Origin of the sequence: Pseudoxanthomonas japonensis (assembly GCF_043632995.1) — a bacterium.
Lineage (GTDB): Bacteria > Pseudomonadota > Gammaproteobacteria > Xanthomonadales > Xanthomonadaceae > Pseudoxanthomonas_A > Pseudoxanthomonas_A japonensis.
Genome location: NZ_CP171632.1, coordinates 2,795,038 through 2,813,873, shown reverse-complemented (window position 1 = coordinate 2,813,873; position 18,836 = coordinate 2,795,038). Strand labels below are relative to the sequence as shown.

General features: G+C 68.7%; 27 protein-coding genes and 1 pseudogene. 22 read left to right on the top strand and 6 right to left on the bottom strand.

The window, feature by feature from the left end:
* The first annotated feature begins 6 nt into the window (after positions 1 to 6).
* The 4 genes and pseudogenes from ACGHX3_RS13130 (at position 7) to ACGHX3_RS13115 (ending at position 2,744) form a co-directional block, all read left to right on the top strand.
* A complete protein-coding gene (locus tag ACGHX3_RS13130) occupies positions 7 to 735 on the top strand; it encodes a response regulator transcription factor (protein ID WP_213602730.1) in 729 nt (242 codons plus the stop codon).
* 267 nt (positions 736 to 1,002) lie between these two features.
* A pseudogene (locus ACGHX3_RS13125) lies at positions 1,003 to 1,383 on the top strand (PAS domain-containing protein); the annotation flags it as partial.
* A gap of 54 nt (positions 1,384 to 1,437) precedes the next feature.
* On the top strand, positions 1,438 to 2,379 hold the full coding sequence (locus tag ACGHX3_RS13120; protein ID WP_238391144.1) for a sensor histidine kinase: 942 nt from the start codon (positions 1,438 to 1,440) through the stop codon (positions 2,377 to 2,379).
* Positions 2,376 to 2,744, top strand: coding sequence for a response regulator (locus tag ACGHX3_RS13115; protein WP_162336249.1), 369 nt, complete (start codon positions 2,376 to 2,378; stop codon positions 2,742 to 2,744). Before ACGHX3_RS13120 ends, ACGHX3_RS13115 begins: the two co-directional genes overlap by 4 nt.
* A gap of 10 nt (positions 2,745 to 2,754) precedes the next feature.
* On the opposite strand, the gene ACGHX3_RS13110 is transcribed toward ACGHX3_RS13115, so the two are convergent.
* Positions 2,755 to 2,985 (bottom strand): hypothetical protein, encoded by a 231-nt coding sequence (locus ACGHX3_RS13110; protein WP_162336250.1) that lies wholly within the window; start codon positions 2,983 to 2,985, stop codon positions 2,755 to 2,757.
* 178 nt (positions 2,986 to 3,163) lie between these two features.
* Between ACGHX3_RS13110 and ACGHX3_RS13105 the strand changes: the two genes are divergently transcribed.
* The 7 genes from ACGHX3_RS13105 to ACGHX3_RS13075 all read left to right on the top strand — a co-directional run bounded on the left by ACGHX3_RS13105 (position 3,164) and on the right by ACGHX3_RS13075 (position 6,868).
* Entirely contained in the window at positions 3,164 to 3,364 is a 201-nt protein-coding gene (locus ACGHX3_RS13105; protein ID WP_394695225.1) for a hypothetical protein, read from the top strand.
* Positions 3,361 to 3,555: a hypothetical protein gene (locus ACGHX3_RS13100; protein ID WP_313928472.1), complete on the top strand. Its 195-nt coding sequence runs from the start codon at positions 3,361 to 3,363 to the stop codon at positions 3,553 to 3,555. Before ACGHX3_RS13105 ends, ACGHX3_RS13100 begins: the two co-directional genes overlap by 4 nt.
* A gap of 32 nt (positions 3,556 to 3,587) precedes the next feature.
* The gene (locus tag ACGHX3_RS13095) at positions 3,588 to 3,866 is read left to right on the top strand and encodes a hypothetical protein (protein WP_162336252.1); all 279 of its coding nucleotides are present in this window, start codon (positions 3,588 to 3,590) and stop codon (positions 3,864 to 3,866) included.
* A gap of 81 nt (positions 3,867 to 3,947) precedes the next feature.
* Entirely contained in the window at positions 3,948 to 5,075 is a 1,128-nt protein-coding gene (locus ACGHX3_RS13090) for a sensor histidine kinase (protein WP_394695224.1), read from the top strand.
* A gap of 239 nt (positions 5,076 to 5,314) precedes the next feature.
* Positions 5,315 to 6,067 carry a hypothetical protein gene (locus tag ACGHX3_RS13085; protein ID WP_394695223.1) on the top strand — a complete coding sequence of 251 codons (753 nt, stop codon included), beginning with the start codon at positions 5,315 to 5,317 and terminating at the stop codon, positions 6,065 to 6,067.
* Between the two features lie 73 nt (positions 6,068 to 6,140).
* Positions 6,141 to 6,545: a host attachment family protein gene (locus tag ACGHX3_RS13080; protein WP_394695222.1), complete on the top strand. Its 405-nt coding sequence runs from the start codon at positions 6,141 to 6,143 to the stop codon at positions 6,543 to 6,545.
* Positions 6,546 to 6,598: 53 nt separating this feature from the next.
* Entirely contained in the window at positions 6,599 to 6,868 is a 270-nt protein-coding gene (locus ACGHX3_RS13075) for a thioredoxin family protein (RefSeq protein WP_394697292.1), read from the top strand.
* Between the two features lie 77 nt (positions 6,869 to 6,945).
* On the opposite strand, the gene ACGHX3_RS13070 is transcribed toward ACGHX3_RS13075, so the two are convergent.
* Both ACGHX3_RS13070 and ACGHX3_RS13065 read right to left on the bottom strand, forming a co-directional pair.
* On the bottom strand, positions 6,946 to 7,374 hold the full coding sequence (locus ACGHX3_RS13070; RefSeq protein WP_162336256.1) for a type II toxin-antitoxin system death-on-curing family toxin: 429 nt from the start codon (positions 7,372 to 7,374) through the stop codon (positions 6,946 to 6,948).
* 11 nt (positions 7,375 to 7,385) lie between these two features.
* Complete coding sequence (locus ACGHX3_RS13065) at positions 7,386 to 7,607, bottom strand: AbrB/MazE/SpoVT family DNA-binding domain-containing protein (RefSeq protein ID WP_162336257.1); 222 nt, start codon at positions 7,605 to 7,607, stop codon at positions 7,386 to 7,388.
* Between the two features lie 223 nt (positions 7,608 to 7,830).
* Here ACGHX3_RS13065 and ACGHX3_RS13060 point away from each other — a divergent pair, with 223 nt between their 5' ends.
* The 4 genes from ACGHX3_RS13060 to ACGHX3_RS13045 all read left to right on the top strand — a co-directional run bounded on the left by ACGHX3_RS13060 (position 7,831) and on the right by ACGHX3_RS13045 (position 13,523).
* Positions 7,831 to 9,939, top strand: a complete 2,109-nt coding sequence (locus tag ACGHX3_RS13060) for a putative bifunctional diguanylate cyclase/phosphodiesterase (RefSeq protein ID WP_394695221.1) — start codon at positions 7,831 to 7,833, stop codon at positions 9,937 to 9,939.
* Positions 9,940 to 10,028: 89 nt separating this feature from the next.
* Entirely contained in the window at positions 10,029 to 11,732 is a 1,704-nt protein-coding gene (locus ACGHX3_RS13055) for a CHASE2 domain-containing protein (protein ID WP_394695220.1), read from the top strand.
* Positions 11,713 to 12,024 (top strand): hypothetical protein, encoded by a 312-nt coding sequence (locus ACGHX3_RS13050; RefSeq protein WP_394695219.1) that lies wholly within the window; start codon positions 11,713 to 11,715, stop codon positions 12,022 to 12,024. Before ACGHX3_RS13055 ends, ACGHX3_RS13050 begins: the two co-directional genes overlap by 20 nt.
* Positions 12,021 to 13,523, top strand: a complete 1,503-nt coding sequence (locus ACGHX3_RS13045) for a M48 family metallopeptidase (RefSeq protein WP_394695218.1) — start codon at positions 12,021 to 12,023, stop codon at positions 13,521 to 13,523. The genes ACGHX3_RS13050 and ACGHX3_RS13045 overlap by 4 nt, the downstream gene beginning before the upstream one ends.
* Before the next feature lie 43 nt (positions 13,524 to 13,566).
* Here the strand turns inward: ACGHX3_RS13045 and ACGHX3_RS13040 are convergent, their stop codons facing one another.
* Complete coding sequence (locus ACGHX3_RS13040; RefSeq protein WP_394695217.1) at positions 13,567 to 13,926, bottom strand: glycine zipper 2TM domain-containing protein; 360 nt, start codon at positions 13,924 to 13,926, stop codon at positions 13,567 to 13,569.
* 210 nt (positions 13,927 to 14,136) lie between these two features.
* Between ACGHX3_RS13040 and ACGHX3_RS13035 the strand changes: the two genes are divergently transcribed.
* The 4 genes from ACGHX3_RS13035 (at position 14,137) to ACGHX3_RS13020 (ending at position 15,610) form a co-directional block, all read left to right on the top strand.
* Positions 14,137 to 14,628 (top strand): pyridoxamine 5'-phosphate oxidase family protein, encoded by a 492-nt coding sequence (locus tag ACGHX3_RS13035; protein WP_213602768.1) that lies wholly within the window; start codon positions 14,137 to 14,139, stop codon positions 14,626 to 14,628.
* Between the two features lie 144 nt (positions 14,629 to 14,772).
* Positions 14,773 to 15,078, top strand: a complete 306-nt coding sequence (locus ACGHX3_RS13030; RefSeq protein WP_162336262.1) for a hypothetical protein — start codon at positions 14,773 to 14,775, stop codon at positions 15,076 to 15,078.
* Positions 15,075 to 15,308, top strand: a complete 234-nt coding sequence (locus ACGHX3_RS13025) for a hypothetical protein (RefSeq protein WP_394695216.1) — start codon at positions 15,075 to 15,077, stop codon at positions 15,306 to 15,308. Before ACGHX3_RS13030 ends, ACGHX3_RS13025 begins: the two co-directional genes overlap by 4 nt.
* Positions 15,309 to 15,424: 116 nt before the next feature.
* Positions 15,425 to 15,610: a hypothetical protein gene (locus ACGHX3_RS13020; RefSeq protein WP_394695215.1), complete on the top strand. Its 186-nt coding sequence runs from the start codon at positions 15,425 to 15,427 to the stop codon at positions 15,608 to 15,610.
* Between the two features lie 24 nt (positions 15,611 to 15,634).
* On the opposite strand, the gene ACGHX3_RS13015 is transcribed toward ACGHX3_RS13020, so the two are convergent.
* Positions 15,635 to 16,093, bottom strand: a complete 459-nt coding sequence (locus ACGHX3_RS13015; RefSeq protein WP_213602779.1) for a hemerythrin domain-containing protein — start codon at positions 16,091 to 16,093, stop codon at positions 15,635 to 15,637.
* A 133-nt stretch (positions 16,094 to 16,226) separates the two neighbouring features.
* Here ACGHX3_RS13015 and ACGHX3_RS13010 point away from each other — a divergent pair, with 133 nt between their 5' ends.
* Positions 16,227 to 16,655: a VOC family protein gene (locus ACGHX3_RS13010; protein ID WP_162336265.1), complete on the top strand. Its 429-nt coding sequence runs from the start codon at positions 16,227 to 16,229 to the stop codon at positions 16,653 to 16,655.
* Between the two features lie 134 nt (positions 16,656 to 16,789).
* Complete coding sequence (locus ACGHX3_RS13005) at positions 16,790 to 16,927, top strand: hypothetical protein (RefSeq protein ID WP_394695214.1); 138 nt, start codon at positions 16,790 to 16,792, stop codon at positions 16,925 to 16,927.
* 129 nt (positions 16,928 to 17,056) lie between these two features.
* On the opposite strand, the gene ACGHX3_RS13000 is transcribed toward ACGHX3_RS13005, so the two are convergent.
* Entirely contained in the window at positions 17,057 to 17,980 is a 924-nt protein-coding gene (locus ACGHX3_RS13000; protein WP_394695213.1) for an AraC family transcriptional regulator, read from the bottom strand.
* A 97-nt stretch (positions 17,981 to 18,077) separates the two neighbouring features.
* Between ACGHX3_RS13000 and ACGHX3_RS12995 the strand changes: the two genes are divergently transcribed.
* Positions 18,078 to 18,824, top strand: coding sequence for an SDR family oxidoreductase (locus tag ACGHX3_RS12995; RefSeq protein WP_394695212.1), 747 nt, complete (start codon positions 18,078 to 18,080; stop codon positions 18,822 to 18,824).
* Positions 18,825 to 18,836 lie beyond the last annotated feature (12 nt).

Sequence of the window (18,836 nt, the reverse complement as noted above, 5' to 3'; positions counted from 1 at the left end):
ACTGCCATGTCCATGTCGGCTGTCGTCCTCATCATCGAAGACAACCGGAGCCTCGCCGAATCGGTGGGCTTCTACCTGGAAAGCCGCGGCATGGAGGTCGACTACGCGGCCGACGGCGCCGAGGGCTACCGGTTGGCCGTGGAGAACCGCTACGACGCCATCATCCTCGACGGCCATCTGCCGCGCATGGATGGCCTGGACGTGGTGCGGGCGCTGCGGCGCGAGGCGCGCATTTCCACGCCGATCATCATGGCGACCGGACGCGACACGCTCGACGACAAGCTCGCGGGCCTGGAGGACGGCGTGGACGACTACCTCACCAAGCCCTTCGCCACGCAGGAACTGGAAGCGCGGCTGCGCGCGGTGATCCGCCGCAACCGCAAGGAAGTGGCCAGGCAGGTGCTCAAGGTCGGCGATCTGTCGTTCGATCCCACCTGCCACCGCGTGCGGCGCGGCGACCGCGAACTCGAGCTGTCGCCGGTGTCGGCGAAGCTGCTGACCATCCTGATGCGGGAGTCGCCGCGCGTCGTATCCCGCCGCGAGATCGAGCGCGAACTGTGGGGCGACGATCTGCCCGATTCGGACGCCCTGCGCAGCCATCTCTACAACGTGCGCAAGGCCATCGACCGCGGGTTCGATACCCCGCTGCTGCATACGGTGCAGAGCGCGGGCTATCGCATCGCCGACCTGCCGCCGGGGCAGCGTCCGCCGCGCGTGGCGGCCGCGGTCGTCTAGTCGCTGCGCGGCGGTTCCGTTCGCCGAACCGATCGTCATTGGCATCGTGTGGCGTGCGTGGGTGGTTGCCTTCGTCGTTTGTTTTCCGCGCGGAGTGACGCCGTGCGATGGCGGGCTTGAGCCCGCCCTACGCGAACGCGCATGCGCCAACCGGGTATCGATCATTAACCGCAGGTGTGCGGCGCGCGCGTTTTCACGGCATTGCCACGCGCGCCGACGATAAGCTGAATGCGTCGCTGCTGGGTAGGAATACGCGTGGACAACTCGATGACGGCAGCCGGACCGGGCGATCCCCTGGAACAGCGCGTCCGCTTGTACGAGACGCTGCTGCAGGTCACGCCCGACCTGGTCTACATGTGGGATCTGCAACACCGCTTCACCTATGCCAATGCCGCCCTGCTCGCGATGTGGGGCATGACCTGGGACGAGGCCATCGGCAAGAACTGCCTGGAGATCGGCTACGAGCCGTGGCATGCGGCCATGCACGACCGCGAGATCGAGCAGGTCGTCGCCACCCGTCAGCCCGTGCGCGGCGACGTGCCGTTCAATGGCACCAACGGGCGCCGCATCTACGACTACCTGCTGATGCCGGTGATCGGCCCGGACGGCGAGGTGGAAGCGGTCGCCGGCACCACCCGCGACGTCACCGAGCGCAAGCTGCACGAGGATGCACGCCGTCGCAGCGAGGAGCGGCTGGCCGCGATGGTCGACGCCACCACAGACCTGGTCTACCGCACCAACGAGGACTGGAGCGAGGTGGACATCGTCGGCGGCAGCCTGCTGCTGGGCCGGCACGGCTCGCTGACCCCCGACTGGCTGGAGGTGCTGGTGCACCCCGACGACCGCGAACAGGTCCGCCATGCCATCGCCCATGCGCGCGCTACGCAGACGCCCTATGCGGCCGAGCACCGCATCCGCAACGACCGCGGCGACTGGTCGTGGGTATCCTCGCGCGCGGTACCCATCCGCCCGATCGGCGGCCAGGTCACCGAATGGTTCGGCGCGGCCACCGACATCAGCGAGCGCAAGCGCCACGAGGAACACCAGCGCCTGCTGCTCGCCGAACTCAACCACCGGGTCAAGAACACGCTGGCCATCGTTCAGTCGATCGCCCTGCAGACGCTGGGCACCAACGGCGACGCGTCGCCCGGGTACGACCGCTTCGAGGCCCGCCTGCACGCCTTGAGCCAGGCGCACGACATGCTGACCGTCAAGCAGTGGGTGCACGCGCCGCTGGAGGCGATCGTGCGCACGGCCATCGCGCCCTGCGCGGACGATCCCGGCCGTTTCACGCTGCAGGGCTTCCCCGTGGAACTGGAACCGCAACGCGCGCTGGCGCTGACCATGGCGCTGCACGAGCTGTTCACCAACGCGATGAAGTTCGGCGCACTGTCCACCGAAGGCGGGCACGTGGATATCCGCTGGACGCGCGAAACGCGCGACGGCGGAGAGTGCCTGGTGTTGCGCTGGGAGGAGCGCGGCGGACCGCCCGTGGTCGCCCCCACCCGGCGCGGCTTCGGCTCGCGCCTGATCGAACGCGGCCTGCGCCATGACCTGGGCGGCGATGTATCGCTCGATTTCCTGCCCACCGGCGTGACCTGCCGGATCACCGCCCCGCTTGCCACCGAAGGAGCCGCTGCATGACGCCGGAAGCCGACGCCAACCGTGTCTTCATTGTCGAAGACGAATTCATGCTGGTGATGCTGCTGGAGGACCTGCTGCCGACGCTGGGCTACGCGGTGGCCGGCAGCGCCGGGTCGGTGGAACAGGCACTGACGGACCTGGAGGCGAACGAGATCGACCTCGCGGTGGTGGACGTGAACCTGGCGGGCACCGAATCCTTCCCCGTCGCCGATGCGTTGCGCGAGCGTGGCATCCCGTTCCTCTTCACCACCGGTTACGGGCAGCAGGGCATGCCGGCGCGCTTCGCCGATACGCCGGTGCTGGCCAAGCCTTATCGCCGGCACGACATCCAGGCCGCACTGGAGCAGCTGCAGGCGACGCAATGAGGCATGCGCGCTACGACGACGCGATCGTCGTGGCGCTGCCGTGCTCGTAATTGATGCCCATCCGGCGCCCGAGCGCATGCAGGCGGCGCAGTACCGCCGAGCGCAGATGCATGGGCGCCTGCTCGTAGACCTGCATCCACAGGCTGCGAAGGAAGGCATGGGGATCGCCGATATCGGCGCCGGAGCGGATCAGGTTTTCGGCGTCGGACAGACGCGCATCGATGCGTTCTTGGCAGAGCATGTCGGGATGCTGGCGTCGCGTTCGTAAAGACACCGTAGGCATGGCGTGAGTGCGTTCAGCCGCCAGTCGTGCAAGCGCCCGAGCGTGACCGTGCGCTGAAAACGGCGGCCGCGCCGTCACGGATCGTCAACGTGCCGATGCACACGCTGGTCGCATGCCAGATGCGAGGACATCCCCCATGCAACGTACTCCCCGCGAGGTTCCGCCGCGCGCACCGACGGCCGTGGAGCGGCAACGCCGCCCCGCTGGACCGGTGGTGTCCGGCGAGTCGACCGGCAAGCGCACCAGCGACGAACGCAACGATCCGGCGGTGGAGCCGGACGCTGCGCAAGGCCGGCTCCACGACGATCGTTTCCCCCATGAACAGGATGCTCCATGACTCCCCTCGACAAGGCGCTGCGGCGCGAACTCACCATCGGTGACCAGGTGTACACGCTGACCATCGACCCCGCCGGCCTGAAACTGGTCGAGAAGGGCCGTCGCAACGGCGTGGAAGTGCGCTGGGCGGACTTCGTATCGGGCGACGCCGCACTTGCGGCGGCGTTGCAGGCGTCGACGTCGAAGACGTGAGCGCACGGCCGTGCCGTGCGCGGGAGAACATCATGCACGTTCCCGTCATCGCCCAAGGCACGCCGCAACCCAGCGAGCCGGGCAAACCCACGCAACCGGGCACGCCGACGCCGCCAGGCCAGCCGTCCGAACCCGGCAAGCCGAGCGAGCCGGGACGGCCGAGCGATCCGTATCGGCCCGAGGATCCCGCGGTACCACCCGTGCCGCGCGATCCCCGCGATCCGGACGACGTGCCGGGCGGCCCGGACCAGCCGCCTGACACCGGGATCCCTGTCGACGATCCGCGCGATCCGCGCAGCATCGCCGACTGACGCCACCGTGCGACGCGGCGAATCCTGGAGTATCCAATGACGTCACGCGTCGCGACATTCCGTGAGCAGAAAGGAGCGCGCATGCGACTTGCCGACTTCATAGAAGCGAACACCGGACGCATCCTCGATGACGCGGTGGAGTTCGCGATCACGCAGGCACCGGCGGGCGCCGGGCTGAACCTGAAACGCCTGCGCAACGATATTCCGCTGATCCTGCGTGCGATCGTGCTGGATCTGCGTACCGCGCAGAGTCCTGCGCAGCAGCGCGACAAGGCCGAGGGTCGTGCGCCCGCGGCGGTCGGGCCGGAATCGGCGGCGACCAGCCATGGCCGCAGCCGCGCGGACGACGGGTTCGGCGTCAACCAGATGATCGCCGAGTACCGCGCGTTGCGTGCGTCGGTGCTGCGCCTGTGGTCCGCCGACGAGGCGTTGGCCGCCCGTTCGGTCGAGGACATGATCCGCTTCAACGAAGCGATCGACCAGGCGGTGGCCGAATCGCTGGCGGAGTTCTCGCGCACGGTGGACTCGTGGCGCCATGTCTTTCTCGGTGCGCTGGGCCACGATCTGCGCGGACCGCTCAGTGCGGTCGTGGGCACCGCGGATCTGCTGGTGGACAGCACGAAGGGCACGCCCCATGCGCGCCAGGCCGAACGCATCCTCAGCGGTGGCATCCAACTGGGCCGCCTGGTGGACGGGCTGCTGGACTACAGCAAGAGCACGCTGGGCGGCGGCATGAATCTCCAGCGGTCCGCCTGCGATCTGGGTTCCGCACTCGCGGAAGAAATCGACCTCCTGCGCGTCTCGTTGCCCGATGCGCCCATCTCGCTGCAGGTCGAGGGCGACACGTGCGGCCACGTCGATGACGCGCGCATCCGCGAAGCGGTCCACAACCTGGTGACCAACGCGGCCAAGTACGGCGACGAAGGCGGCGCGATCGACGTGTCGCTGGTGGGTGCTGGCGACGGCATGGCGATCTCGGTCAGCAATGTCGGCGAGCCCGTGTCCGGCGATGCGCTCAACGACCTGTTCGATCCGTTGCGCCGTGGATCGAAAACGGCCCATAAGGGCGAGCACTCGAGCCTGGGGCTGGGGCTTTTCATCGTGCGCGAGATCGCACTCGCGCATGGCGGCGATGTGGCCGCGCGCTCGCACGATGGCAGGACGACGTTCGTCATCACGTTGCCGCGCAACGCAGGCGACGCGCGCTAGCGCAGGTCATCGTGCACGCGGCACGGTGAGGGTGTGGAACCGCCGGTTCATGTCGCATTGTCGTAATCGAGGTGTTTCGATCACGGTGCGCTCACCAACATGAGCCGAGTGCACATCGCGATCACTCCGGATGCGGAGTATCGGTACGACCCCGCGCATGCATGCTCACGCAGGTCCATGCGCGGAATGACGCGATGCACGTCGCATCTTCTTTCCTATCCAATACGGAGACAGTCCAGATGACACGCGATACTTCACAGCGGGATGCCAACCGCGATCCGATCAGTGGTGCACCCGGTTCGCACCCGGTCGGCGTGGGCGTCGGTGGCGCCGCCGGTGGCCTGGCGGCCGGTGCGGTGGCCGGCACGGTGTTCGGTCCCATCGGCACGCTGATCGGCGCCGCCGCCGGCACCGTCATCGGCGCGGCGGCAGGCAAGGGCGTGGCCGAACGCATCGATCCGACCGGCGAAGCCGACTACTGGCGCGAAACCGCACCCACGCGTCCGTACTATTCCGGCGAGCACGACTTCCAGCGCGACTATGCAGGCGTCTACCACGCCGGCGCAGTGGCACGCGGCGAGTATCCCGAGCAGTCGTGGGAAGAAACCGAGCGCCGCCTGCAGGCGGGCTGGGAAGCGCGCCGCGGCGAGTCCCGCCTGGACTGGGAGCGCGCGCGTCCCGCACTGCAGGACGCATGGGAACGCGCCGACCGTACGTACGATGCGTACGCGCGCACCGACGACACCTTCGCCCAGCGCTTCCAGACGGCGCCGTACCGGCAGGACGGCGACGCGTTCGACGACTACCGCTCGGCCTACCGTTACGGCACCTACGCGCGCAGCCAGTATGCGGATCGTCCCTGGGACGACAGCCTGTCGACCGATCTCGAGCGCGGCTGGGGCCGCTTCCGGGGCGGCTCGCGCCTGACCTGGGAACGCGCCAGGCATGCCGTAGCCGATGCCTTCACCCTGGACCGGCAGAAGCCGCACTGACGTTCCGCGCGCTGCGCTCCGTCGCATCACGGCGGAGTGCAGCGCCGTGTTCTTCCCTGCACAGGAGATCGATATGAGTGACTTACCCGTGGATGCACTGGTCGTCGTCGCCGACGGCGAGGGCGCGCGCATCTTCCGCAACCGCGGCGAAGACGGCGCGGTGTCGTTGCACCAGTACGACCTGCTCGAACTGATGAACGCGAACGATGAGGGGCCATCGGGCAGCGTGCCCGGCGAATCCACCAGCCGCCAGATCGACGAGGCGACCTTCGCCAAGCAGTTGGCGCGCGGATTGAACGACAGTGCGCTGAAGCAGCAGTACGAACACCTGGTGCTGGTCGCCGATCCGGCTACGCTGGGACGCGTGCGCCCATTGCTGCACAAGGAGGCCACGCAGCGGATCGTCGCGGAGATCGGCAAGGATCTGACCAACAGCCGGCTCGACGACATCGAACGGCTGCTCGCCCGGGACGCGTGACGTACCGCGCCGACTACGCGGCGGTCGAGCCTGCGCGGAGCACCGTCGATGCCATGGAGGGCATCGTGGTGCTCGAGTTCGGCGCGCCGTGGTGCGGGCATTGCCGGCTCGCCCAGCCCCTGCTGCGCGATTGGCTGGGCGATATGGCCGGCGTGACCCACCTCAAGATCGAGGACGGCAAGGGACGGGTGCTGGGACGCTCGTTCCGGGTAACGCGTTGGCCGACGGTGATCGTGCTGGACGGCGGGCGCGAGCTGGCGCGCGTGGTACGGCCGACGCGGGCGTCGGACCTCGCTCCGCTGCGAGAGGCGCTCGACGCGTAGCTGCACGGACATGCTCGGCGCACATCGGGAGTTCCGGTGACGGTGCCTGCCGGATGACGCGTGGACGTGTCAGCCTGTCAGCGGGCGTAGCGCGCGGGGGGTTCCTGCACCTTGCCGGTCGCCGACATCGTGATGCGCGGACGCAGCCATTCGGCGAATTCGGCTTCGCTGATGGTGCCTTCCGCAAGGCCCAGTGTCATCGCGTATTTCTCCTCATCACTGGCTGCAAGATCGCCTCCGTTGAGCCGGAGGAAAACGCGGTAGCAGACATGCGCGGTGCGCTTGTTGCCGTCGATGAAGGGATGGTTGCGAGCAATGCCGAACGCGAGTCCCGCCGCCAGATCGGCAAGGTCCGCAGGCGGATCGGCATAGGCATGGCGTTGTTGTGGGCGTGCCAGGGCGGCCTCCAGCAATCCTTCGTCGCGCACACCGCTGCCGCCGCCATGCTCGGCGAGTTGGCGGTCGTGGATGGCCAGTGCCAGCGTCCTGCTGATCCAGATGATCATCGTGTCCGCCTCTACTGTGCCAGCTTGTGCAGGACCTGACGGTCTTCGCGCATCACCTGCTCGGCGATGTCCATCTGCTCGGCCAGCGTGGGGTCGTAGACGGTCAGGCGGATGCCGTCGGGGGTTTCCAGCGCGTGCAGTTCGTCGCCCTTGTCCAGGCGCAGCCGCGCCAGCAGTTCGCGGGGCAGGATGACGCCGGCGGAATTGCCGATGGTGGTGATCTTGAGCTTCACGGAAGGTCTCCAGGCGTTATAACGGGTGTTATACGCGGGTGGAGGGGCGCCGGCAAGGACGCCACCATCACGCCGCACATCGAGCCCGCCGCGCAATGGGTCGGGTAGGAATGTGACAGCATCGGCACAATGGACCATGCTGGCGCCGGTGGTCGGCGTACCGCTTCATTCTTCAGGCGTCCGCGCCGTTAACCGGTCAGGAGACGAGCGGCAGGAACGTTCCATGGAATCAGGACTCATCGCGACCTATGTGCCGGAACTGGTGGCCACGTCGTTCGTCGTGGCCGTCGTGGCGTCGTATGCCGCGCTGAAGACCACCGGACGCATCCGCGCCAGCGATCCGGTCGCCCGCCGCTGGTGGCTGGCCGGCGGTGCGCTGGCGATGGGCATCGGCGTGTGGTCGATGCACTTCATCGGCATGCTGGCGCTGCGCCTGCCGATCCGGCTGGGCTATGACATCGGCATCACCCTGTTGTCGTTGCTGATGGCGGTGGCCGCCAGCGGCTATGCGCTGTGGCTGGTCACGCGCGACCACGTCACCCGCTTGCGGATGGTGAGCGGCGCCGTGGTGATGGGGTTGGGGATCGCTGCGATGCATTACGTCGGCATGGCGGCGATGCGGATGGATCCGGCCATCATCTACCGGCCGCTGTGGTTCAGCGCGTCGTTGCTGATCGCCATCGTCGCCGCCGGCGCGGCGCTGGTCATCGCGTACCGCCTGCGCGACAACGCGCACCACGAACGCCTGCATCGCCTGCTCGCCGCCGGCGTGATGGGCGTGGCGATCGTCGGCATGCACTACACCGGCATGGCGGCGGCGTATTTCCCCGCCGGTTCGATCTGCAGCGCGGCGCTGCGCGACGGGCTGTCGCCGGATTCGCTGGCCTGGCTGGTGGTGGTGGTGAACACCGCGGTGCTGGGCACGGCGATCGGTGCGAGCGCGCTGGACCGCCTGCTGCACGAGCGCACCGCGCGGCTGTCGGATTCGCTGCAGCTGGCCAACCGCCAGCTGACCCACCTGGCGATGCACGACGCGCTCACCGGACTGCCCAACCGGATGATGCTGACCGACCAATTGCAGGAGCGCATCGTGCGTGCGCAGCTGGCGGGCGAGCGGTTCGCGCTGCTGTTCATCGACCTGGATGGTTTCAAGGGGGTCAACGACGCCTTCGGCCACCATGTGGGCGATGCGCTGCTGGTGCGCGTGGCCGATACGCTGAGGCGCGTGGCGTCCGCCGACGACACGGTGGCGCGGCTGGGCGGCGACGAGTTCGTCATGGTCACGCGCGTGACGGAGGTCGGCGAGGCCACCGCGCGCGGCGAGCGTCTGCTGGCGGCGCTGGTGGAGTCGACGCGCCTGAAGGAGAACGACGACGTCGCGGTCAGCGCCAGCATCGGCATCGCGCACTATCCCGGCGACGGCGAGGACGCGCAGGCGATGATCGCGCACGCGGACGTGGCGATGTATTACATCAAGCAGGCCGGCCGCAACGGACTGGCGTTGTACGCGCCATCGATGGGCGAGGAAGTGCAGGGGCAGCTGCAGCTGACCTACGAACTGCGCAAGGCGCTGGAACGTGGGCAGCTGGTGCTGCACTACCAGCCGCAGGTGCGCGCGCTGGACAACGGCATGGCCGGCATGGAGGCGCTGGTGCGCTGGCAGCATCCGCGGCTGGGCCTGGTGATGCCGGACCGCTTCATCGCCCTGGCCGAGCGCGTGGGCCTGATCGTCGACCTGGGCCAGTGGGTGCTGGATGAAGCCTGCCGCCAGTGGGCCGTGTGGCGTCGTGCCGGCGCACGCGTGCCGACGGTGTCGGTGAACCTGTCGCCGGTGCAGGTGCGCGGCGACTGCCTGGTGGCGCAGGTCGCCTCGGCGATGCGCCGGCACGGCCTGCCGCCGGGCGCGCTGACGCTGGAGATCACCGAATCGATGGCGATGCTGGAGCCCGAGCGCACGGTGGCGGTCCTCACGCAGCTGGAAGCGGTAGGTGCGCGCATTTCGCTGGACGACTTCGGCACCGGCTACTCCAGCCTGTCCTATCTCGCCTACCTGCCTGCGCACGAGCTGAAGATCGACCGCCAGTTCGTGCGCCAGATGACCACCGGTTCGCGCCACGCCGCCATCGTGCAATCGGTGGTGATGCTGGGCCAGCAACTCGGCCTGGACGTGGTGGCCGAAGGCGTGGAGACGCCGGAACAGAAGCAGATGCTGGTGGCGATGGGCTGCAGCCGCCTGCAGGGCTACTACATCGGCAAGCCGCGCGCGGTCGAGGACATGCCCGCGCAGGTGCTGCAGGCGCAGCCGCCCGCGGCGTCGGGGACGCACGGGTAGGCGCGCCGCGGGGCGGGTTGAACACGCACATGCGCGCCGTTATGGTGCGGAAAGCCGGGACGGGGGTGCCGGTATACAGGGGGAACGACGTGGCGGACGACGCCGCAATCCAGAGCCGGCAGGCGACACGCGCCGCTGCGCACACGGGCGATGGCGTGGGAACGGCTGCGTTCCTGGCCGGGTTGGCGGAAGCCTGGCCATGCTTGCGCCGGATGCCCGGCGGACTGCTGTGCCGGGCACGCAAGTGCGGCCTGGTGGACGCGGGATGGCGCCGCGCGGGCACGTGCTGGCGGATGCATGGCCCCGGGGCGTGGACCTGGCCGCCGCTGCGAGCGCTCGTGCGCTGGGTGGACGCCAGCCTGCCCGTGTTCGCCGGCGTGTTCCTGCTGGCGCTGCTGTTCGACGTGGTCGAACCGTTCGGACTGGACAACGCAAGCAAGGCGCAGTCGCAACGCATCACCGCCCGCGTGCTGGCCCCGTTCTACCGCAGCGATGCGCAGGACCACATCGCAGTGGTGATGATCGACGACCACACGCTGGAGGCGCGTGGCGTGGGCTGGCCGCCGCAATACACGTATTACGACGAGGTGGTGAGGCGAATCCTGGCGCAGCGTCCGCGCGCGGTGTACCTGGATATCCTGATGCAGCAACGTCGCGACTACGACGACAGCTACGAGGATGCGCGCCTGGGCATCGGTGAGGAGGTCATGGCAGCAGGCATTCCGGTGTACTTCGGAGTGGCTGCGCCAGGCGGGCGCTCCCTCTTCTCCCAGGCCGGCGGCGCCCGCGACGTGGTGACGAGCTGGCAGGGCGCGGGCGGCGACTACCCCCTCAGCATCTACGGCGACTACATCAACGCGCAGGGGGCGGCGCTGGGTGCGCCGGGAGTGGCCGGCGCCGGCGCCGATGAGCGCAGCGTCGCATTGGCGCTGTACGAGGCCGCTTGCGGCGGGGCGCGCGCCGGTTGTACGGAGCCTGCGGCGGCCCTGTCGGCGCCTGCGCGCGCGCAACCCATGGCGGTGCAATGGGGCAGCACGCGCCCGCGCGGGCCGGCAGCCGTCGCCTGCACGCGCAGGGACGAGGTGGGCAACGGCGCGCGGATGGCGGTGTCGCTGCGGCTCCTGTGGGACAGCTTCAACAGTGGCCGCGACGAGCAGGTGGAAGATCGCAACCGGGAACGGTGCGCCTATACGTTCACCGTGTTCGAAGAGCAGTTGGACGAAGACGCGATGCGCGACGCGCTGGCCGATCGCGTGGTGCTGGTCGGTACCCACCTGACGGGGCTCAACGACCGCGTGCTGTCGCCGGTGCACCAGCAGATTCCCGGGGTGTACCTCCACGCGATGGCGCTGGACAACCTGATGACGTGGGGCGAGCGGCGCGCGCATCGCACCGAGGGCGCGAATCTGGCGTTGGCGCTGCTCAACGCCGTGCTGCTGTCGCTGGCGGCGGGCATGGTCCTGCTGGCCGTTCGCGGTACGACAAAGCGCATGGTGCTGATCGCCGTGCTGTCGGCGCTGCTGGGGATGGGCGTGGCGGTGTTTGCACAGTTGGCATGGCGGCAGCCGCCGCAGGACTGGATCGGCCTGCTGGGCCTCGCGCTGGCCGTGACGTACTACGTGGTGAACCTGGGGCAGCAACGCCCCCAAGGACAGGAGCAGGACGATGGGCAGGGCGAACAAGAAGGTGCGCGGTACGTGGGTGATGCTGGCGGTGCTGGTGGTGGCAACGACGGCATGGGCGTGGACGGAACCGTCCCCGTTGAAGGCCCGGGTGATCCAGGCCACCAGTGACCAGGTCGCCACCTTCGAACGGGACGGCGAACGCTTCAAGCGCACGGGCCTGCACGTGGCCGGTGTGGCGTTGGCCAATGCCGCCGTACTGGACGTCTCGCGCAAGGGATATGTACAGGTGCAGACCGCTGGCGGGGCGGTATGGGTGGACAAGCTGAAGCTGCGCATCGAGGGCGACCTGAGCCTGGCGCCGGGTGTGCGATGTGCGCCCCCGCGCACGGCCAGTGGCGTGACCGCCAGCCGCGACGCCGCCACCGCGGGGGTACGCGGCGCGGGCGAGGGCTGCCCGTGAAGACGCCACCGTCGAGCAGCCTGCTGCTCGCCTGCGTGCTGGGGCTGGCGATGCCCGCGCAAGCGGGCAAGCCGCTGATCAGCGACAAGGACATGGAACGCCTCAACCGCAACGCGCAACTGCTAGGCGGCGTGCTGCAGTCGTTCCGGCAGAACCGCACGATGACGCCGGTGGAGCGGCAGCGCTGGGCCTACGGCGTGATGCGCCACCCGCAACTGGATGGCGCGCTGGACCAGATGGTGCAGGAGCTTCGTCGCGCCGCCGGGTCCCGTGCGCCCGTCGCACGGGTGTACGTGATCCCTGACCCCACGTTCCAGGCCTATGCCGCCGAGGACGGCTCCATCTTCGTGGCGGCGGGCATGCTGCGGAGCCTGGAGAGCCGCGACGAGGTCGTCGCGCTGCTGGCCCACGAATATGCGCACGTACTGCGCAGGCATCCCGGCAAGAGCGCGCTGGAGACCGCCAAGGGTGTCGGCGCGGGCCTGACGTCGCTGTACCTGGACCGGCAGTACGCGAACGTCAGCGCCTCGCGACCTTCCACCGATTACATGCGCCACGCGCTGATGCGCGAGACCGCCATGCAGTCGGTGCAGGCCGGCATCGTGCCTACGCGCGCGCGCTCGCAGGAAGACGAAGCCGACCTGATGGGCACGGATCTGATGGTCGCGGCCGGCTACAACCCGATCGGCATGATGGACCTGCTGGGCCGGATGGCGCTGTGGGAACGGCAGCGCACACGCGCCGGCACCTCCGCCGCGCCTGCCGGGCAAGCGGGCGTTGCCGCCACCTTGGGGCGATACCTGCAGAACAGCGAGCAGGCACGCTCGGCGAAGCGCCGCCTCGACGACGGCAAGAGCGTGGACAACCTGATTGCTGCGCTGGTCGGCAGCACCCAGCAACGCGTGCAGCAGGCCAGCGGCAATACGCATCGCGATTCAGCGCTTCGGATCGAACGTGTGCGGGCGCATATCGAATCCCGGCACGCGGACCTTGAGCGCCCCGACATGCGTTCGCTGCCGTGGTCGGGGGACGCGGAGGTGGCCGCGGTGTTCGAGGCCACGCAATTGGCGCACGACGTGCTCGCCGCTGATACGACGCGCATGCCCCGCTCACAGCAGGATGCCGTGCTGCAGGCACTGGTGCGCGGGCCGGCGTCGGATACGCCGCTGGTGCGTTACACCGCGATGCGCCTCATGGAGCCGCAGATGGATCGCGACAAGGCGCTCCCCGCGCTGCAGGGAGAGCTCGGGCGGAGTGATTCGCTGTTCGCCCTTCACCAGCTGACGCTCGACATGGCCAGCCGCAGCAGCAACCGCGAGCAGGCATTGCAGGTGCTCGAGGTCAGCCGGAAGAGCCTGGGCGATCCTCCGGAGCTGTTGCCTTACGGCGTGCGCTTGAACCGGCGCGCCGGCAAGGCGGACGCCGCGCGGGTCTACGCGGCGCGGTGCGCAGGAAGTGGCGACGACCTGCTCAAGCGCGCCTGCCAGGACGAGATGTGATCCGGAAGCCCGCGTTGCCGTCCTGGGTGTGCATCGGCTCGCGTCAGCGATAGACGCGCTCGCAGCGACGCTCGACGATGCGGTCGCCCTTGTTCTCCTGGCTGTTGCCCTGCACCTTGCGGCCGATCGCGCCGCCGGCGACGGCACCACCCACGGTGGCGACCTTCTTGCCGTTGCCGCTGCCGACCTGGTTGCCGAGCAGGCCGCCGACGACGGCGCCGATCGCGGTACCGGCGACGCGGTTGGGATCGCGGCTGTTCTTCTGCACTTCGACGTTGCGGCATTCGACCTTGCTGCCGTCGCTGAAACGGCGGCCCTCGTCTTTCGGACCGTAGGTCTGCGCCGCGGCTGCGGACATCAGCGACATCAGGCCCAGCGACAGCAGGATGGGAGAAGTTTTCATGGCGTATCTCCTGGTGGGAATCGCCGTGCCAGCGTGGGCGGGCGCTCGCGAACGCGCGGTGAAATCGGCGGGCGTCGTTCACCTGCGGGTACGGCTGCCGTGACGCCTGCGCGACAAAGATGACGCACGGCTGACGGCGGCGGTGGTCGTTGACGGCGCGGCGACGCCCGTCGGCCTAGCGTGCGGCTATTCCAGACGAGGAAGCACGCCATGCATACGCCCGAGGAACTCGAGAAGAAACTGTGGAAGGCGATCAAGTCCGATCGCACGATGATGCTGGGCCTGGACGGCGTGGAGGACGGGCATACCCGCCCGATGACGGCGCTGCTCGAACACGAAGGGCGCGGACCGCTATGGATCTTCACCGCCACCGACAACCTGCTTGCACAGCGCACGCGGGAACCGCAGCGCGCCATCGCGACGTTCGCGTCCATGGGTCATGACGTCTTCGCCAGCCTGCAGGGCTCGCTGGTACGCGACGACGATCGCGCTGTGATCGAGCGTCTGTGGAATCCCTTCATCGCCGCCTGGTACGAGGACGGCAAGGACGATCCCAAGCTCGCGCTGCTGCGTTTCGACGCCGAGCACGCGGAAATCTGGCTCAACGAACACAGCCTGCTCGCCGGCGTGAAGATGCTGCTGGGTGTGGATCCCAAGGAAGATTACGGAGACAAGGTCGCTGAAGTGAACCTGCGCGGATAGGCCAAACGTCACGCCTTCCCCAACGCCACATGACTCGCGCGGGTGCGGAGGTGTCCGCACCCGCGCACCGGACGCGTGATCGGGGGAAACCGCAGCCGGAACAGGGGCCAGGATGCGGCGATCACCGACCGGATGTCATGCCCCATGTTGCTTTACTCGCAAGCCCATCTGCATACGTTGCTGGACCGCCTGGAAACCAGCGATGCCCGCGCCACCGGGCAGCTCGAAGCCCTTACCGTCTGGATCGCGGCCCTGGTCCAGAGCCACCCCGACGGCGAGCGCCTGCGCGCCGCCGCGCAGGCGCTCTCGGCGCGCAGTCCGTTCCGCGCGCTGTGCCAGTACCAGGAAGAAGTCGCCGCCTACGATGCCACGTTCTGCCAGCTGCAGTCGCTGGCGGCACCGGTCGATACCGGTCCCCGCACGTGTGCCCCGTTGCCGCCGAACGTATGAAGCGCGGCTCTCCCGATGCGGGGCGCCGTCGCGCACGCCGCCGTGATGACGGCACGGGGGCCGAGGTGGCGCCGCTGTGTGCGGCCAGCGTATTCGCCGCGGCAACGCTCGCCATCGCAACCCTCGGCGTACCCGATACATTGCGCACGATGACCGATACGGTGCCGAAGGATGCGGCATGCCATCCTGCTGCCATGCATCTAAACGACGACGACAACGCCCGCGGCTGACGCCACGCACGGGGATCGCGACGCAATGGTGAAGAGGGTACCGCGCCAGCGATCCGTTCACGGGGACGCACTTGCAGCCAAGCTGGACGAAGCTGAGGCTTCGCACAACGGTACCCTTGTGGTCGCCGTGGCTGTTTCACCTGGATCCGGCACGCCGCGGTTGCGGCATCGACCACGCCTGCAGTGTCGTGTTCCTTGTGCAAAGACGGCGTCAACGCATCGACCACGCAGCGCTGGAAGTGCGGGCCGAATCACAGGATGGCGTGAACCCGCGCTTTCCCGCGATCGGCATCGACGCCTGAAAGGACGGTTGAGGAGAGGAAGGCCTACTTCGCCTCCAGCTCCTTGCGCATGCGCGCGTAGTCGCGCCGGTACCGGCGCGCCAGTTGCGCCTTCTTCGTCGCGCTGAGGATGCGGCCGGAGACCTGGAAGAACTTCTTCTCCTCCTCGCGCAGGTGGTGATGCACCTTCTCCGACAGTTCGCGCGCCTTCTTCAGCCAGGCGGCTCGGCGGGGGTCGAGCGCCTGGATGTCCTCGACCAGTTCGTCGATCTCGTGGTGCTCGTGCAGCGCATGGCGCGAGGAGTTCAGGCCGCGGTCGTCCATCAGGATGGGCACGTAGAGGAAGCGCTCCTCGGCGGCGGCGTGCGCGGCCAGTTCGATGCGCAGTGCGGTGAACAGGTCCAGCCGTTCGCGCGTACCGGGCTTGGACCGCAGCAGGCGGCGGCACAGCGAGCGCTGCGTTTCGTGGCTTTCGTGCAGGGCATCGTAGATGGACTCGGGCATGGCACGCTCGCGGTGGCTGGCGGAGCGCCAGCGTCCGTCACCCGGTGTCGAGACCGCGTTAACGGCGCCTCGCGGACACTGGCTGTCCACAATCGGCAGGAATACTGCCGCGACCATCACCGGAGAAGGCTCCATGGAAACCAACGAACTGCATCGCGGTCGCCTGATCGACCATATCCAGCTGGTCGTGCGCGACCTGGAGGCCAGCCGTACCTTCTACGCCGCGGTGTTCGACGTGCTCGGCATTCCGATGGCCGGCGAGGGTGGCAACTACTTCTGGGCCGACGAGTTGTTCGTTTCCACCGCCGACAGCGAGGCGGCGGACGGCAAGCTCACCGGTCGCCATCACCTGGCGTTCCAGGCGCAGGACCGCGCGATGGTGGACCGCTTCCACGAGGTCGCACTGGCGCATGGCGGCAAGGACAACGGCGCGCCTGGCCTGCGCGACTACCACCCGGGTTACTACGGTGCGTTCGTGCTGGATCCGGACGGCAACAACATCGAAGCCGTCTACCACGGTGAAGCGAAACGCAGCGCGCCGTCGGTGAAGGTGGAGTTCTGACGCTTTCCGATGCCTTCTCCCCGCGAGGCGGAGAGAAAGGTGCCCGAATAGCCTGCGCCGTACCCGATACGGGGGCGGATGAGGGGCAAGCGCCGGTCGCGGGCCTGTGCACGCTGATGGAGCAGGGGTTGCTGGTGGAAGTCCTGCCACAGCACGTCGCCGAGCCGATGCCGGTGACGCTGCTGTATGCGCACCGCCGCCACTTGCCGCAGCGCGTGCAGGCGTTCATGGCGTGGCTGACGGAGACGACGAGGCCTTATCTGGATGCATGATCTCGACGCGTAGCCGTGATCTACACCGGTTGCCGGACCTGCGCGTCGGCGATGGCGCGGCGGTTCACCCGCACCGAAGAACGGGCCGTGAGCAGCGTCGACAACGGCCAGTTCCGTCGTGGCGCGATGTCAGCTGCGCATTGCGCTGGGTGTCGCCGCGTGCTGACGGGCGTAGCGACGCGGCGGCAGGCCGGTATGGCGGAGGAAAGCGGTGCTGAACGTGGCGGGCGAGCGGTAGCCGACCTGGTCGGCGGCGTCGGCCACGCTGACGCGACCCTCGCGCAACAACTCGCGGGCGCGCGCCATCCGCCAGTTCAGCAGATAGGCCATCGGCGCGACGCCGACCGCGCGACTGAAGCGTTCGAAGTACGCCGAGCGCGAAAGCGCGGCATGCCGGGCGAGTTCGGCGACGGTCCATGCATGCGCGGGCCGTGCGTGCAGTGCGCGCAGCGACGGCGCCAGGCGCGGATCGGCGAGGCCGCGCAGCAGGCCTGGCGGCGTGGTGGCGGCAGGCATGGCGCGAAGCGCTTCCACCAGCAGCAGGTCCACCAGTCTTGACAGCACCACGTCGCGCCCGGGACGGTCGTCATCGGCTTCATCGCCGAGCAGTGTCACCAGTTGCGAGAACCTCGGTACGCCACGCACATGCACCAGTGCGGGCAACAGCGCGGCCAGCAGGTCCGGCTCGTTCGCAGCGAAGCGGAACCAGCCGCCGAGCAGGCGTACGTCAGGCGGCCCGTCCTGGCGACCGTGGCGGATCGCCTGGTCCGGGGGCGGGTCGCGGACCGGGTCGATGTGGTGGGGCAACTGCGTGCGCCCGTCCGACAGCAGGAACCCCGGCGTCGCCGGCAGCAGGACGAAGTCGCCGGTTTCCAGCACCACCGGGGCCTGGCCATCTACCGCCAGCACGCACCGGCCTGCCTGGACAATGCAGAAGCTGGGCTCGCCGAACGGGCTGTACCGCACCGCCCAGGCACCGGCGGCGGTGATGCCCTTGGAGAACGCCGCCTGCGGGCGGAGCAGGCGGACGATGTCGGACAGTGGGTCGGACATATGGACGATCCAATAAGAAAAGTGGACGCAGGGCGATAGAGCGTCCGGCGATGCTCGCCTATCGTGGCCTCCCGATCAACGACCACGGACCCCTCCCATGAAGACTGTCCTCATCACCGGCTGTTCCTCCGGCTACGGCCTGGAGAGCGCCCGCCACTTCCACGCCCAGGGCTGGCACGTCATCGCCACCATGCGCACGCCGCGCCCGGAACTGCTGCCCAACGACGAACGCCTGCGCGTGCTGCCGCTGGATGTCACGCGGGCCGACAGCATCGCCGCCGCGCTGGAGGCGGCCGGGCCACTGGACGTGCTGGTCAACAACGCCGGGCTGGGGTTGTTCGGCGCGTTCGAGGCCACGCCGATGGCCACGGTGCGCGAGATCTTCGAGACCAACACCTTCGGCACGATGGCGATGACGCAGGCGGTGATCCCGCAGTTCCGCGCGCGCCGTGCGGGCACCCTCGTCAACGTCACCTCCAGCGCCACGCTGGCGCCGATGCCGCTGGTGGCGGCCTATACCGCCAGCAAGACGGCGATCGAAGGCTTCACCGCGTCGCTGGCGCACGAGCTGGGCGCGTTCGACGTGGCGGTGCGGCTGGTCGAACCGGGCTACGCACCCACCACGCGCTTCGCGGCCAATGGCGAAGAGCGCATGCGCGGCCTCGTGCCCGACGCGTATGCGCGCTACGCGCAGGAGGTGTTCGCCGGCTTCGCCGATGCGGATGCCTTCACGCTGGAAACCGATGTCGCGCAGGCCGTGTGGAATGCGGTCCACGACGCCAGCGGACTATGGCGTTTCCCCGCCGGCGCCGATGCGGTGGCGCTGGCCGCGGCCAGGCGCTGATCGGCGCTAAAA

Coding starts and splice junctions, on each gene's coding strand:
- ACGHX3_RS13130 (WP_213602730.1), top strand. CDS start 7: ATGTCCATGTCGGCTGTCGTCCTCATCATCGAAGACAACCGGAGCCTC.
- ACGHX3_RS13120 (WP_238391144.1), top strand. CDS start 1,438: ATGGTCGACGCCACCACAGACCTGGTCTACCGCACCAACGAGGACTGG.
- ACGHX3_RS13115 (WP_162336249.1), top strand. CDS start 2,376: ATGACGCCGGAAGCCGACGCCAACCGTGTCTTCATTGTCGAAGACGAA.
- ACGHX3_RS13110 (WP_162336250.1), bottom strand. CDS start 2,985: ATGCTCTGCCAAGAACGCATCGATGCGCGTCTGTCCGACGCCGAAAAC.
- ACGHX3_RS13105 (WP_394695225.1), top strand. CDS start 3,164: ATGCAACGTACTCCCCGCGAGGTTCCGCCGCGCGCACCGACGGCCGTG.
- ACGHX3_RS13100 (WP_313928472.1), top strand. CDS start 3,361: ATGACTCCCCTCGACAAGGCGCTGCGGCGCGAACTCACCATCGGTGAC.
- ACGHX3_RS13095 (WP_162336252.1), top strand. CDS start 3,588: ATGCACGTTCCCGTCATCGCCCAAGGCACGCCGCAACCCAGCGAGCCG.
- ACGHX3_RS13090 (WP_394695224.1), top strand. CDS start 3,948: ATGCGACTTGCCGACTTCATAGAAGCGAACACCGGACGCATCCTCGAT.
- ACGHX3_RS13085 (WP_394695223.1), top strand. CDS start 5,315: ATGACACGCGATACTTCACAGCGGGATGCCAACCGCGATCCGATCAGT.
- ACGHX3_RS13080 (WP_394695222.1), top strand. CDS start 6,141: ATGAGTGACTTACCCGTGGATGCACTGGTCGTCGTCGCCGACGGCGAG.
- ACGHX3_RS13075 (WP_394697292.1), top strand. CDS start 6,599: ATGGAGGGCATCGTGGTGCTCGAGTTCGGCGCGCCGTGGTGCGGGCAT.
- ACGHX3_RS13070 (WP_162336256.1), bottom strand. CDS start 7,374: ATGATCATCTGGATCAGCAGGACGCTGGCACTGGCCATCCACGACCGC.
- ACGHX3_RS13060 (WP_394695221.1), top strand. CDS start 7,831: ATGGAATCAGGACTCATCGCGACCTATGTGCCGGAACTGGTGGCCACG.
- ACGHX3_RS13040 (WP_394695217.1), bottom strand. CDS start 13,926: ATGAAAACTTCTCCCATCCTGCTGTCGCTGGGCCTGATGTCGCTGATG.
- ACGHX3_RS13035 (WP_213602768.1), top strand. CDS start 14,137: ATGCATACGCCCGAGGAACTCGAGAAGAAACTGTGGAAGGCGATCAAG.
- ACGHX3_RS13030 (WP_162336262.1), top strand. CDS start 14,773: ATGTTGCTTTACTCGCAAGCCCATCTGCATACGTTGCTGGACCGCCTG.
- ACGHX3_RS13025 (WP_394695216.1), top strand. CDS start 15,075: ATGAAGCGCGGCTCTCCCGATGCGGGGCGCCGTCGCGCACGCCGCCGT.
- ACGHX3_RS13015 (WP_213602779.1), bottom strand. CDS start 16,093: ATGCCCGAGTCCATCTACGATGCCCTGCACGAAAGCCACGAAACGCAG.
- ACGHX3_RS13010 (WP_162336265.1), top strand. CDS start 16,227: ATGGAAACCAACGAACTGCATCGCGGTCGCCTGATCGACCATATCCAG.
- ACGHX3_RS13000 (WP_394695213.1), bottom strand. CDS start 17,980: ATGTCCGACCCACTGTCCGACATCGTCCGCCTGCTCCGCCCGCAGGCG.
- ACGHX3_RS12995 (WP_394695212.1), top strand. CDS start 18,078: ATGAAGACTGTCCTCATCACCGGCTGTTCCTCCGGCTACGGCCTGGAG.